Origin of the sequence: Flavobacterium sp. ABG (assembly GCF_001027725.1) — a bacterium.
Taxonomy (GTDB): Bacteria; Bacteroidota; Bacteroidia; order Flavobacteriales; family Flavobacteriaceae; genus Flavobacterium; species Flavobacterium cupriresistens.
Genome location: NZ_LEKS01000006.1, coordinates 39798 through 52746 on the forward strand (window position 1 = coordinate 39798; position 12949 = coordinate 52746).

Consider the following 12949-nt stretch of genomic DNA (forward strand, 5'->3'; position numbering starts at 1 on the left):
GCGAAGCGCTTCGACTTCGCTCAGCGTGACATTTGTATTTTTTATTCTGTAAACTGAGACAAGGATTGAGACTCAAACCTGAAACGTGAAACCTGAAACGTGAAACCTATTTCTCCTCCAACAAATCCGGACGTCTGTTCTTAGTATGCTCATACGCCATATCCTCACGCCATTTATCAATTTTGGCAAAATGTCCACTGGTTAAAACCTCCGGGACTTTCCATCCTTTATAATCTGCGGGACGAGTATAGATCGGACCCGAAAGTAAATTGTCTTGAAAACTATCTGTTAATGCAGAGGTTTCGTCACTTAAAACACCCGGAATTAATCGGATCAAAGCATCGGATAAAACCAAAGCACCTAATTCTCCACCCGATAAAACATAATCACCAATAGAGATTTCTCTTGTAATAAAATGATCGCGAACCCTTTGATCAACCCCTTTATAATGACCGCATAAAATGATGATGTTTTCATACATCGACATGGTATTGGCCATTTTTTGGTTTAAAGTTTCACCATCCGGAGACATATAGATGATGTCGTCGTATTCACGTTCGTTTTTCAAATGTGTGATGCAGGCATCAATGGGTTGAACCGTCATCACCATTCCGGCACCACCGCCAAACGGATAATCGTCGACACTTTTTTGTTTGTTTGTCGTATAATCGCGCAAATTATGAAAATGTACCTCGACCAAACCTTTGTCAATAGCACGTTTCATAATAGAAGCCTCAAACGGACTTCTTAATAATTCCGGCAAAATCGTTATAATATCAATTCGCATTTCTTTTCTTCAATAGTTCTGTGCGGCAAAGATACAAAGTAAAAAGTAGCGAATTTTTAAAGATTTAAAAATTGAAGATTTATGGTTGAAATAAAATAGCCAAACATTTAATGACATAAAGATTTATCGGATGTTTTTTAGTATTTTTAATTTAAATAGGAAGAAGTTCATCGGACTTAAAAATAATCCTTTTAGTATGAAAAATGTAGCGCTGCTTTTCAGTATAATTTTTACAGTATGTTCTTGCAAGGATCAGGTAAAAACACCCAATTTGGATCCGTCAAAGAAGGAGAAAATAGTACAACAATATTTCGAATATTACAATAACCACCAATGGAACGAGCTGGCAACACTGTATTCGCCAATAGCAGATTTTAAGGACCCGTCATTCGGACCGGAGATGACTATTCAAACCCGGAGACAAACCATTACTAAATACAATAAGCTAAATACCCTGTTTGCCGATTTGCATAGTGAAATTGTCAAAATTTATCCCTCAGATGAACAACATATAATTGTAGAACTAGTCTCAACAGGTACCGCTGCTGATAGCACAAAATTTAAACTACCAATCTGCAAGATTTTTACAATCGATAAAGGAAAAATAACACAGGATTTTACCTATTTTGACAACTTTGATGATTCAAATTCTGATAAATAAAGCTAGATTTACTTTTTGAATTCCAAGACCCGGAATAGAATTCCGGAAGCGCTTTTATGATTCATAACAGCCAGGTAACAGTCAATTTAAAATTATTTTATTTCTTTAATGCTATAAAAATAAACCGTAAATCTATTTCCAATCCTTTAACCTTACATCAAAGCCTATATGAGAAAACTTTTTCTTTTAGTTATTGTACTTTTTTATTCCTGTAATTCAAATAAAGAGAATGCCTATTTCGAAGATATAAAAGAGAATGATGTTGCGCTTGCTCCACCTGCGCCCGGCGACTGGTTGTATGATCGTGACGAAAAAGGGCAGAGTTTTGAAAAATTCATGAAATCAAAACACATTATTCCAACCAAAGAGGCGAATATTATTTATCTAAAACCAATTGGCAGTTTTACGGCTTTGCAAACCAAACAAATTGAATTGACGAGGGAATATCTGCAAATCTATTTTCAATTGGATACCAAAATTTTAGAAACCGCTTCAAATAATATTATTCCTGATCATGCCAGAAGAATAGGAAGAGAAGAGCAGGAGCAGCTGTTGGCAGGTTATATTTTAGACAGTGTTTTAAAAAAGGATAAGCCTTTAAACCGAATTGCTGTAATGGGATTGACAGAACTGGATTTATTTCCTTCCTCTAGTTGGAATTACGTTTTTGGATTAGCATCTTACACACAGAAAATAGGAGTAAGTTCCATTTATAGATTACAGGATGAAAAATTAACAGAAGCCAATTTTAATCTGTGTTTATCGCGATTGTTGAAAGTAAGTTCACACGAACTCGGGCACATGTTTGGATTAGCCCATTGTATTGAGGCCAATTGCGCGATGAATGGAACAAATAGTATACCGGAGACAGATGAACATTCTATCCGATTGTGCTCAAACTGTCAGAAAAAAATAAATTCCGGTTTAAAATACGATAACAAAAAAAGATTGAATGAACTCGCAGCTTATTTTAAACGAAATAATTTGATGCGTGAATTGCAGTTAATGAAAAGCGATCTTGCGAGTACTCGATTTTAATAACCAAAATAAAACCTTAGAATTGAAAAATACAACTATGAAAAAAATAGGACTTGTGGGCGGAATCAGTTGGATTTCGACAATTGATTATTACCGATTTATCAACGAAGGCATCAACGAAAAGTTAGGTGGACTTAATTTCGCCGAATGTATTATTTACTCGGTGAATTTCGATGATTTTCAAAGAAATAACACCAACGGAAATTGGGATGCCACTTTTGATTTGCTTTTAAATGCCTGCAAAAACCTCGAAAAAAGTGGTGCCGATGCCATTGTTTTGTGTGCCAATACAGCTCATGCGGTTTCAGATAGACTGGAGCAGGAGATTAATTTGCCATTTGTACATGTAGTGACCGCCACAGCAAATGCAATAAAAAAACAAGGATTAAAAAAAGTCGGTTTGTTGGGAACGAAATTCACTATGGAAATGGATTTTTACTTCAAAAAACTGGCAGAAAATCACATTGAAGCCATTGTTCCATTTCTTCAGGAAGAAAGAGATTTTGTGCAGCAAACCTTAAAAGAAGAATTAGGACGAGGAATAATAAAAGAACAAACCAAGAGAGCCTATCTCTCAATTATTGAAAAATTAATTGAAAACGGAGCAGAGGGAATAATTTTGGGTTGTACCGAAATCCCCATGCTGATTAGTCAGGAAGACGTTCCGGTTCCGGTTTTTGATACGACAAAAATTCATTCGGAAGCGGCGGTAGAATTTGCTGTTTCGGCAGAATAATAAAGGCAATGGGCGAGCAGAAAATCATAATGGCTATTTCAGGAAGTACGAGAAAGAACTCGAGTAACTTTAAAATTCTGAAATTCATTTCGGAAAACATAAGCAGTGATTTTGCGGTAGAAATATTCGAAGACTTAGAACGTATTCCTCATTTTAATCCGGATCTGGATACCGAAAATCCACCCGAAGAAGTACAGGCTTTCAGAAATAAAATTGAGACTGCAAGTGGGGTCATAATTTGTACTCCCGAGTATGTTTTTAGTTTGCCCGGAAGTTTGAAAAATGCCTTAGAATGGTGTGTTTCTACTACGCTGTTTTCAAATAAAAATGTAGGTTTGATCACAGCTTCTGCGTCCGGAGAAAAAGGCCATGAGCAATTAGAGTTAATAATGAAAACTATTGAAGCTAAATTTAATGAGGAAACTCAACTTTTGATACAGGGAATAAGAGGCAAATTAGATTTGGATGGAAATATTACGGATGAAAAAACGTTACAGGATCTTGTAGGATTCATCAGGAATTTTGAAAAACAAATGAAACAATTCAATTAAAAATAAAACAAATATGCAAAGTTTCGGATCGAGTAAAACGTTTATAAAAGGCGATGAAATAGAGTGGGAAGTAGTAGGGGAAGGGATCAAGCGTAAAATTCTGGCTTACGATGATAAAGTCATGTTGGTGAATGTTCATTTTGAAAAAGGTGGAGTTGGCGTTTTGCACGAACACTATCATTCGCAGGTTACCTATATTGCAAGTGGTAAATTTGATGTTACGATTAATGGTGTCACGCAGACTTTAAAAGAAGGAGACAGTTTTTATATTCCTCCTCATGCCATTCACGGTGTTGTTTGTTTAGAAAGTGGGCTTCTGACAGATGTTTTTAGTCCAATGCGGGAAGATTTTTTGGTTTAAAAGTTCAAAGGTTCTGAGGTATAAAGGCTCAGAGGTTTGAAAAGTGAAAAAAAAACTTTGTGACGCTGCGACTACTCTGTTTGTCTCGTTAAAAACGCCTTATAAATATCAATTAAACGTTCTTTTATGAACTATTGTCACCCTGAGCGTAGTCGAAGGCTGGTTAGGCAAAAAGGGCTTCGACTCCGCTCAGCCTGACATAGAGATTGAGCTTTTAAAAAAAATACAAGGGGATAAAGGTTTGAAAAAAAGATTCAAAGAAACGCTGAACCTTTGTACCTCCGAACCTTTGCCCTTCAAGAAAAATGTACCCAAAAAATTATAATTTTTTTAAAGTTTAGGTTGAAATTAGAATAGTATTTTTGCAAAATGAATTTATCTAAAACGAATGTCTTATTCATGGCAGCTTGCACCGGACTGATAGTTGCAAACCTGTATTACTGCCAACCCTTGATTGTTTTAATCGCCAACGAATTTAAAATTCCCGAAGCAAGTGCCGGAACCATTACCTATCTGACTCAGGCAGGTTATGCGATCGGACTGTTTTTTATGGTACCGCTAGGGGATAAAATCGAACGGAAAAAGCAAATTTTAATGACGACTTTTGCTACGGTAATTGCTTTGATTATTGCTGCGACGTCTACAAACTTTTTTGTTCTGCAAATAGCATCACTGCTTATCGGAATCACTTCGATAGTGCCACAGCTTATTTTGCCTCTAGCAGCTTCTTTAACTGCTCCTGAACAGCGCGGAAAAGTAGTTGGAACAATTATGAGCGGATTACTACTTGGTATTTTGCTTTCCCGAACATTAAGCGGATTCATTGGCCAGCTTTTCGGATGGAGATCGATGTTTTGGATTGCAGCAGGAATTTGTACTTTGATATTTTTTGCCATTCAGAAGAAATTACCGGTCAATAAACCTCAATTTGAGGGTTCTTACGGTCAATTAATTAAATCACTGTTTACACTGATAAAGACACAACCGGTTTTACGGGAAGCTACTCTAATCAATGTGTTTTGTTTCGCTCAATTTGGAGCATTCTGGACCACAATGGTGTTATTGCTTTCGGGGGAACCTTTTAATTTTAATAGTGCTACAATAGGACTTTTTGGAATTGTCGGAGCGTCAGGAGCTTTAGCAGCACCTTTGGTTGGTAAAATGGGAGACAAAGGAAATCCTAGAGTTGCAGTGGGTTACGGTTGTTTGTTGATGTTGATCAGTTTTATGGTTTTCTATTTTTCAATAGAAAGTGTAATCGGAATTGTGATCGGAATTGTTTTTATTGATATCGGGATTCAGGGCGTTCACATTTCAAATCAAACCCGCGTTTATTCGCTTTTGCCTGAAGCGAGAAACAGATTAAATACCGTATTTATGTCGTTTAGTTTCTTGGGAACTGCGGCAGGATCGGCTTACGGATTGTTATTGTGGAAATTAGGCGGATGGCATGCTGTGACCATAGGATGTGCTGTTCTGGCCCTACTGGCATTGGTAGTTTATGGAGTTACTTATAAATCAAAATCGAAAAAATAGAAAGCACAAGTTGATATAGAATTAATTTGTAAATTTGCAATCAAAATTAAAAATAATAACAATGGAAAACGGAATATACGCTAAATTCAATACTAGCAAAGGTTCAATTTTAGTAAAATTGACTCACGATTTAACGCCAGGTACAGTTGGTAACTTCGTAGGATTGGCAGAAGGAAATTTAGAAAATAAAATCAAACCACAAGGGAATAAATATTACGATGGATTATCATTTCACCGTGTAATTCCTGATTTTATGGTTCAGGGAGGTTGTCCTCAGGGAACTGGAACAGGTGGTCCTGGTTACAAATTTGATGATGAATTTCACCCAAGTTTGAAACACGATCGTCCGGGAGTTTTGGCTATGGCTAATGCAGGAGCAGGAACAAACGGATCTCAATTTTACATCACTCACGTTCCAACTTCTTGGTTAGACGGAAAACATACTGTTTTTGGTCACGTAATTGAAGGACAAGATATCGTTGATGCAATTGCTCAGGGAGATGCTCTTGAAACTTTAGAAATTGTAAGAGTTGGAGAAGAAGCTCAAAAATGGAATGCTATTGAAGCTTTCAGAACTTTTGAAGGTTCTCGTGCTAAACGTGAAGCAAATGAAAAAGCGGCTGCTGAAGCTAAAATGGAAGAACTTGCTGCTGGTTTTGATAAAACAGAAAGTGGTTTACGTTACAAAATGATTCAAAAAGGAGATGGTAAAAGAGCTGAAGCTGGTAAAACAGTTGCGGTACATTACGAAGGTTCTTTAGAAACAGGAAAAGTTTTTGATTCTTCTTACCCACGTAAAAAACCAATCGAATTCAGATTAGGTCAAGGTCAGGTTATCGAAGGTTGGGATGAAGGTATTGCTTTATTACAAGTTGGAGACAAAGCTCGTTTTGTTATTCCTTCTCATTTAGCATACGGATCTGCAGGTGCAGGAGGAGTTATTCCGGCAAACGCAACTTTGATTTTTGACGTTGAATTAATGGAAGTAAAATAAGAAATTAGACCGCTTTGTTCTAATTTAAATACTGTCTAAATAATAAATCCCATTCATTTACGAATGGGATTTTTTTATATTTACTTAAAAAACAAAGCTAATGAAATCAACACTTTTAACCTTTGCTGCGGTAGCCCTGCTTTTGGCTTCTTGCGGTACTCAAAAGTCAGCTCCGGTTGCTGCGACTGAGCCAGCCGTACCACCAACTGAAACTGCTAAGGGGGTAACATTGACGCCTGAGTTGGCAGAAGGTCAAAACTTGTATTCAAACAATTGTGCAAAATGCCATAAATTGTACGAACCTAAAAAATTTACACAGGAAGAATGGACTCCAATCTTAGTGAGAATGGGTAAAAAAGCACATTTAGACGGTACGCAAATGGCTTCTATTACGAATTATATTAATTCACAATTGTAAACGACTTAAAAAAGCATGCTGTAATCGGGATGCTTTTTTTTATTCCCTGCCAGACATAAAAAAACACCTGCATAAAAGAGGTGTTTAAAAGATTAAGTATTGCTCACTGCAATTATTTTTAAAGATTTTATTCCGGCAGGTAGCTCCCAATCGACTTCATCATTTTCTTTAAATCCAATTATGGCCACACTTAAAGGAGCCAGGATAGAAATTTTCCCCGCTTTTACATCGGCCAATGAAGGTAGTACAATTTGAATTTTCATTTGCTTCTTGGCTTTTACATCTTCAATAGTGACAAATGAATTGATTCGGATCACTAAAGGATCAAGTGTGCTGTCTTTGCTGATAATCGCACGGTCTAATTCATGAGAAAGCTGACCGATTTCTTTTGCATTAATAGCATTTTTACTTTTTAAAATCAATTCTCGGAGTAATTGATAATCTGTGGAGCTGAAAATAGGGATTGGTTTCATGGTGTTATTATTGTTTATTTATTTGAAAAAAAAGTAATGGTTCCGGTTCTCAACATGTATAAAATATACAGATTGTGACTAGAAGTAAATGATTGTAAATGGGATGTTGATTGAAACGGGATTATTTGACAGAAGAAAGCTTCTTTCAAATAAAACAAATTAAAAAAAAAAGGTAAATCCTCCGCCTGAAAGAAGAAATTGAAGTAGACGGAGGCCTAATTAATAAAGGCCTTACTATGTGAAATAAATGCAACGGCAAGCGGTTTTCTCCTGAAAGAAAACAGTAGTATAGAAACGGTTGATACTATAATACTCGCCATGAGTGATTGTTTGGGTGAATTCGTAAAGATACTTAAACTTTTTGAAAAGTCAGGACGGTTATTTCCATTTGATGTTGCAACCAATACTTGGTTTCTGCAAATCTTTTAAAGTTCGGTTATAGATTAACGCATCTATAGCACTTCGTAAGTCGCTCCCGCTTAGTGGAATTCCGTTATTAGGTCTTGAATCGTCCAATTGCCCACGATAAAACAAACGGTCGCTGGCATCAAACAGATAAAAATCGGGAGTACAGGCAGCATCAAAAGCTTTTGCAACTTCCTGCGTTTCGTCGAATAAATAAGGAAAATCTATTTTGTGTTGAAAAGCAAATTCCGTCATGAGTTCCGGAGCGTCCTGAGGATATTTTTCAATATCATTGCTGGAAATCGCAATTACTCCAATTCCTTGAACGCGATAATCATTAGCGATCATGATAATTTCGGGGATAACATGCAGTACAAAAGGGCAATGATTGCACATAAATATAACCAAAGTGCCTTTTGTTCCCTTTAGTTCGTCAAAAGAATACATATTATTTGAATTTGTATCTTTTAGTTTGAAGTTTGGAGCAATAGTTCCAAGAGGTAACATATTTGAAGGAGTTTTTGCCATTTTATAGAGAATTGATTATTCAAAAATAAGGCTAAAATTCTGTTTAAAAAAATAGAGAATCCAATATTAAGGAAGTATCGCACAAAGCTTCTGCTTTTGGTAAAATCGTTAATTTTATTTTTAACATATATTTGATTACAAATTACTTGATTTTATTTTAATAAAGTAAGATTTTTACTTAAATTTGAATTGTGGTACTAAAGAAATAAAGTACATAGAGATAATAGTAAGATAGTAAAGGATTTAAAATGCAGGAATTAGAAACAATAAAACACTTAAGTAATGCTTATAGCAGCTGGAATAGTAAAAAATATAGTTTATGGGAGAAATTGAAGAAAATAGTTGTTGAAATCTTAATAATTGTTTTTGCTGTTATGCTCTCTATTTGGTTTCATGAAAAAAGTATATTGCATCATAAAGAGATGGAAGTTAAACAATTTTTATTAGGGCTAAAGGTTGATTTAAAAAAGGACATATCAGAAATGAAAGAGGATAAAGAAGGCAGTTTGAAAGAAAGGGCAGCATTTCATTATTTGGCAAATGTAAAACCAAATCAGGATGTGAATGCCGATTCGTTAAAAAAGTACCAAGGATCAATTTTTTTGAAGATTTTGCTTTTGCCAAATGATGGGAGATTTGAAGGATTTAAATCATCCGGAAAGATGGGTGATATTGATAACTTGATCCTGCAAAATGATATTATGGATTTATATCAGGAACAATATAAAATATTGCAAACAGTATCAGGTGTCTACTTGGGCAAAAAAGATATGTTTTTTAATTATTATATCAAGAACTTTAAAAAATCATCCGATTCGGTTTCTAATATAAGTGCTATTTTAACCCATAGAAGTGAAGGTCGAAATATTTGCTTTTTCCTTGAAGATCCTTCAGTAGTAGAGGTCTACGATTTGTGTATTAGTAAGTCAGAGAAAGTTGTAGCCGAAATTAATGCAGAATATAATTTAAAAGATTAAAAGAAATAAAATATCCAAAGAGTCCTATGAAAGAGCTTTTTGGATATTCTGGGGTTGGTTTACGAATTTAAGAAATTCAGTAAATCATTGTTTAGTTTTTGTCTTTCGGTATAAAACAATCCGTGTGGTGCGCCTTCATAGGTAACGAAAGTGCTGTTTGCTATTGATTCCGCTGCTTTTTTTGATGTTAGGTCAATCGGTACGGTTTTATCATCTGTTCCATGAATGAGTAGTGTTGGAACTTTTATAGTATCTAACTCACTCCTAAAATCGGTATTCGTAAGCGATTCAGCACATTTCAAAGTGGCTCGTGGCGAAGCAAAGGAGCAAAGCATTCGATAGTATTCTAACAAAGCGTTGCTTACCGGTTTGTTGATCACATTTACGCCAAAAAATGTCTTTCCGAAATTATCCAGAAAACCAATTCGGTCTTCCTTGATAGCAGCAGCAGTGGCATCGGCTTTTTCTTTTGGACGTCCATCAGGATTATCTTCCGTTTTTGACAGAAAAGGGATAATTGAGGAGATTAGAACCGCTTTAGTAGCGCCTCTTCCGTCATGTCGGCTAAAGTAACGTACGACTTCTCCGCCGCCCATAGAAAACCCAATCAGTGTAAAATCGCCCAATTGAAGTTGTTCGATTATTTCGTTGAGGTCATCTGTTAAAGTGTCAAAATCGTAGCCATCCCAAGGTTGTGAAGATTTTCCAAATCCACGTCGGTCATAGGCAATTACTCTGAAGTTGTTCTGAACCAAAAAATCAATTTGGTATTCCCACATCTCATTAGACAGTGGCCAGCCATGAATTAAAATGACCGGTTTCCCTTTGCCATAGTCCCTTACATATAGTTTTACGTTTTGAGCAGTTTGTATGTATTTATCAGTGTTTCGTGCTTTTACATCAAGATCAGGATCGGTATCTCTAAAAGAAGTGAAGGTATTTATAAAACTATTTTCCATTTTTCGTATTTTTTAATGTTGGCAATACTAATTTGATTAGTAAAATTAAAAATGAAGTGTAAAAAAAAGTTATAGAATTGCTGTCAATAATTACAAAATTTTTAGGTTTGTAAATAAAGACGATATAAAAATGGATTTAACCTGGAGTGAATTTGAAAGAACCGATATGCGAGTAGGAACCATAATCGGTGTAAATGATTTTCCCGAAGCCCGAAAACCGGCCTATCAGCTTACAATTGATTTTGGTGCCGAAATTGGCCTCAGAAAATCATCGGCACAAATTACCAAACGATATACAAAAGAAGAGTTGCTTAACAGACAGATTGTAGCCGTGGTTAATTTTCCTAAAAAACAAATAGGGAAGTTCAATAGTGAATGCCTGGTTCTTGGTGCCGTAGGAGATGAGGGTGATGTGATCTTACTGGCTCCCGATTTTAAAATCGAAAATGGCTTGCGGATTGGTTAGTTTTTAGTCACGGTCTGAGTCTCAGTCACAGTGTTCAGTCACAGTCTCAGTGTTCAGTCACGGTCTCAGTCGCAGTATTCAGTTTAGATTACACGCTTTTCATTTTACATCTTACAGGCTACATTTCGCAATCACAATTCCGCTTTTCGAGACTGTGACTGAGACTGAAAACTGAGACTAAATAGTACTAATTTTCGCAACTAATTGTTGTAAAATTAACTGTCCTTCTTCCCAGTATTTTAAATCAGAGTCCGAATTGATGTGGCCTTTTTGCCCTACGTTGACAAGTTTACTTCCCCACATTTGGGCAAAGTATTTTTTTCGCTCAAAGGAGGCGTAAGGATCATTTTCGCTGGCTACAACAATAGACGGGAAAGGTAATTTTATAGTTGGTATTGGAGAAAAGTTTCTGATGCATTCCGGAGTATGCTCGGGAGAGTCTACATCTGCGGGAGCTACTAAGAGTGCGCCGACAATATTTTTGTTGTGATTTGAAGCGGCCCAATGCAATACCAATGAAACGGCTAAGCTGTGCGCTACAAGAATGGTTGGACTGTTTAGTTTAGCGATTTCTTCGTTTAATCTTTCGATCCATTCGGTACGAATAGGCTCATCCCAATTGTCCTGAACAATTCGTTTGGAGTTTTTGAATTTTTCATGCCAGAAAGTTTGCCAATGTTTTTCGCCTGAGTTTCCTAGTCCGGGTAGTATTAATAAATTTGTTTCCATTGCCGTGGATTTGTTTTTAAAGGTTATTTTTCGCGTTGTTTTATAATTCGGTTAACTTCATTTAAGAGTAATGGGAAGCCCGGTTCAGTCATTCCGTGACCATAACCGTTTAACTCAAAAAGTTTGGTCTGTTTGTGTCCTACAAGTTTCATCATACGGGCCATATAAGCGTTTTCTTCATAACGACCCAACATTTCCATTTCACGATCTCCGGTTATTAGTAAGATTGGTGGAGCGTCGGAGCGAACATGATAAATTGGTGCGTAATTATCGATAGTTGCTTGTGTATTTTGAATTCCATTTTCTTTTCTGATCTCAAAATGAGTAATGCACTGACCACTAAAAGGGATAAGTCCTGCAATTTTATTGGCATCAATGCCTTCTTTTTGTAACCATTTTTTATCCAGACCAATCATTGAAGTCAGGTAGCCTCCAGCGGAATGTCCGGAAACAAAAATCAGTTCCGGATCACCTCCATAATCTGCAATATTATTAAAAGCCCAGGCAACGGCAGCTGCGCTATCTTCTATACATTTAGCCGCTTTTACTTTTGGCGATAATCTGTAATTGATACCTACAATGGCAAAACCTTTGTTTTTCAGAGCTTCCGGAATTTCCATATGCCCTCCGCTTAGGCCCCCGCCATGAAACCAAAGAATCGTTGCGAAGCCCTTTTTGTTTTTAGGATAATATATGTCTAATACGCAACGTTGGTTAATGTAATTGTCATTTTTATTTGTTGCAGAATCGTAATACTGAATATTGGATTTTATTTCATACTCCGTTTTTTGAGCAAAAAGGATACTTGCAGTAAAGAAGAAATAGAGAAGTAGCAGTTTTTTTTTCATTGTTGCGGGTTTTGGAAAAGGAAGCGATAATTTAAAGGTATAAAAAAAGTCCAAAATGCAGGACATGTTGGACTCGTACTTTTTAAAAAGCTATTTTTAGGACTAAATATCGTCGAAATCAATATCAGTAAAGCTAGATCTCTGTCCTTCAGGTTTATCAGAACCGTACTCTTTTTTAAAATCTTTTTGGTGTCTTTCAGAAATTACTTCTTCGCCTTTGTGGTTCAAGACATACGAAGTCATCTCTTCAAGTATTTCAGCGAAAGCACTAAAATCTTCTTTGTACAAGTAGATTTTGTGTTTTTTAAAGTGAAATGAACCATCTTCTTCAGTAAATTTTTTGCTTTCGGTAATTGTGATATAATAATCGTCAGCCTTTGTCGCTCTCACATCAAAGAAATAAGTTCTTCTCCCTGCTCGTAATACTTTAGAAAAAATCTCTTCTTTTTCTAACATGTCATTTTCTCTCATAATACGTTCTA

Annotated in this window: 17 protein-coding genes; 10 read left to right on the forward strand and 7 right to left on the reverse strand. The window is 36.1% G+C overall.

Annotation, left to right across the window (positions count from 1 at the left end; genetic code table 11):
- Positions 1-106: 106 nt before the first annotated feature.
- Positions 107-787 carry a tRNA (guanosine(37)-N1)-methyltransferase TrmD gene (gene trmD, locus AB674_RS07810; protein ID WP_047775433.1) on the reverse strand — a complete coding sequence of 227 codons (681 nt, stop codon included), beginning with the start codon at positions 785-787 and terminating at the stop codon, positions 107-109.
- 196 nt (positions 788-983) lie between these two features.
- Between trmD and AB674_RS07815 the strand changes: the two genes are divergently transcribed.
- From AB674_RS07815 to AB674_RS07850, 8 genes are all read left to right on the forward strand, one after another.
- On the forward strand, positions 984-1448 hold the full coding sequence (locus AB674_RS07815; RefSeq protein WP_047775760.1) for a nuclear transport factor 2 family protein: 465 nt from the start codon (positions 984-986) through the stop codon (positions 1446-1448).
- A 168-nt stretch (positions 1449-1616) separates the two neighbouring features.
- On the forward strand, positions 1617-2486 hold the full coding sequence (locus tag AB674_RS07820) for an archaemetzincin (protein WP_047775434.1): 870 nt from the start codon (positions 1617-1619) through the stop codon (positions 2484-2486).
- Positions 2487-2523: 37 nt separating this feature from the next.
- Complete coding sequence (locus AB674_RS07825) at positions 2524-3222, forward strand: aspartate/glutamate racemase family protein (RefSeq protein WP_047775762.1); 699 nt, start codon at positions 2524-2526, stop codon at positions 3220-3222.
- Between the two features lie 8 nt (positions 3223-3230).
- Positions 3231-3773 (forward strand): NADPH-dependent FMN reductase, encoded by a 543-nt coding sequence (locus AB674_RS07830; protein ID WP_047775435.1) that lies wholly within the window; start codon positions 3231-3233, stop codon positions 3771-3773.
- A 13-nt stretch (positions 3774-3786) separates the two neighbouring features.
- Positions 3787-4134, forward strand: a complete 348-nt coding sequence (locus AB674_RS07835; protein ID WP_047775438.1) for a cupin domain-containing protein — start codon at positions 3787-3789, stop codon at positions 4132-4134.
- A 369-nt stretch (positions 4135-4503) separates the two neighbouring features.
- Positions 4504-5670 (forward strand): MFS transporter, encoded by a 1167-nt coding sequence (locus AB674_RS07840; RefSeq protein WP_047775440.1) that lies wholly within the window; start codon positions 4504-4506, stop codon positions 5668-5670.
- Positions 5671-5731: 61 nt separating this feature from the next.
- Positions 5732-6664 carry a peptidylprolyl isomerase gene (locus tag AB674_RS07845; protein WP_047775443.1) on the forward strand — a complete coding sequence of 311 codons (933 nt, stop codon included), beginning with the start codon at positions 5732-5734 and terminating at the stop codon, positions 6662-6664.
- Between the two features lie 100 nt (positions 6665-6764).
- A complete protein-coding gene (locus AB674_RS07850) occupies positions 6765-7082 on the forward strand; it encodes a c-type cytochrome (RefSeq protein ID WP_047775444.1) in 318 nt (105 codons plus the stop codon).
- Between the two features lie 92 nt (positions 7083-7174).
- Here AB674_RS07850 and AB674_RS07855 read toward each other — a convergent pair whose 3' ends face one another.
- Positions 7175-7555 (reverse strand): GreA/GreB family elongation factor, encoded by a 381-nt coding sequence (locus AB674_RS07855; protein WP_047775446.1) that lies wholly within the window; start codon positions 7553-7555, stop codon positions 7175-7177.
- A gap of 378 nt (positions 7556-7933) precedes the next feature.
- Complete coding sequence (locus tag AB674_RS07860) at positions 7934-8488, reverse strand: thioredoxin family protein (protein ID WP_047775448.1); 555 nt, start codon at positions 8486-8488, stop codon at positions 7934-7936.
- 248 nt (positions 8489-8736) lie between these two features.
- On the opposite strand from AB674_RS07860, the gene AB674_RS07865 reads away from it, so the two are divergent.
- Entirely contained in the window at positions 8737-9465 is a 729-nt protein-coding gene (locus tag AB674_RS07865) for a hypothetical protein (protein WP_047775449.1), read from the forward strand.
- Positions 9466-9524: 59 nt separating this feature from the next.
- Here AB674_RS07865 and AB674_RS07870 read toward each other — a convergent pair whose 3' ends face one another.
- Entirely contained in the window at positions 9525-10424 is a 900-nt protein-coding gene (locus tag AB674_RS07870; RefSeq protein WP_082210611.1) for an alpha/beta fold hydrolase, read from the reverse strand.
- 130 nt (positions 10425-10554) lie between these two features.
- On the opposite strand from AB674_RS07870, the gene AB674_RS07875 reads away from it, so the two are divergent.
- Positions 10555-10890: a tRNA-binding protein gene (locus AB674_RS07875; RefSeq protein WP_047775451.1), complete on the forward strand. Its 336-nt coding sequence runs from the start codon at positions 10555-10557 to the stop codon at positions 10888-10890.
- A gap of 177 nt (positions 10891-11067) precedes the next feature.
- On the opposite strand, the gene AB674_RS07880 is transcribed toward AB674_RS07875, so the two are convergent.
- The 3 genes from AB674_RS07880 to AB674_RS07890 form a co-directional block, all read right to left on the reverse strand.
- On the reverse strand, positions 11068-11619 hold the full coding sequence (locus tag AB674_RS07880) for an RBBP9/YdeN family alpha/beta hydrolase (protein ID WP_047775453.1): 552 nt from the start codon (positions 11617-11619) through the stop codon (positions 11068-11070).
- A gap of 23 nt (positions 11620-11642) precedes the next feature.
- Positions 11643-12467 carry an alpha/beta hydrolase gene (locus AB674_RS07885; RefSeq protein ID WP_047775765.1) on the reverse strand — a complete coding sequence of 275 codons (825 nt, stop codon included), beginning with the start codon at positions 12465-12467 and terminating at the stop codon, positions 11643-11645.
- A 102-nt stretch (positions 12468-12569) separates the two neighbouring features.
- Entirely contained in the window at positions 12570-12938 is a 369-nt protein-coding gene (locus AB674_RS07890; RefSeq protein ID WP_029268690.1) for a PUR family DNA/RNA-binding protein, read from the reverse strand.
- Between the last annotated feature and the right edge of the window lie 11 nt (positions 12939-12949).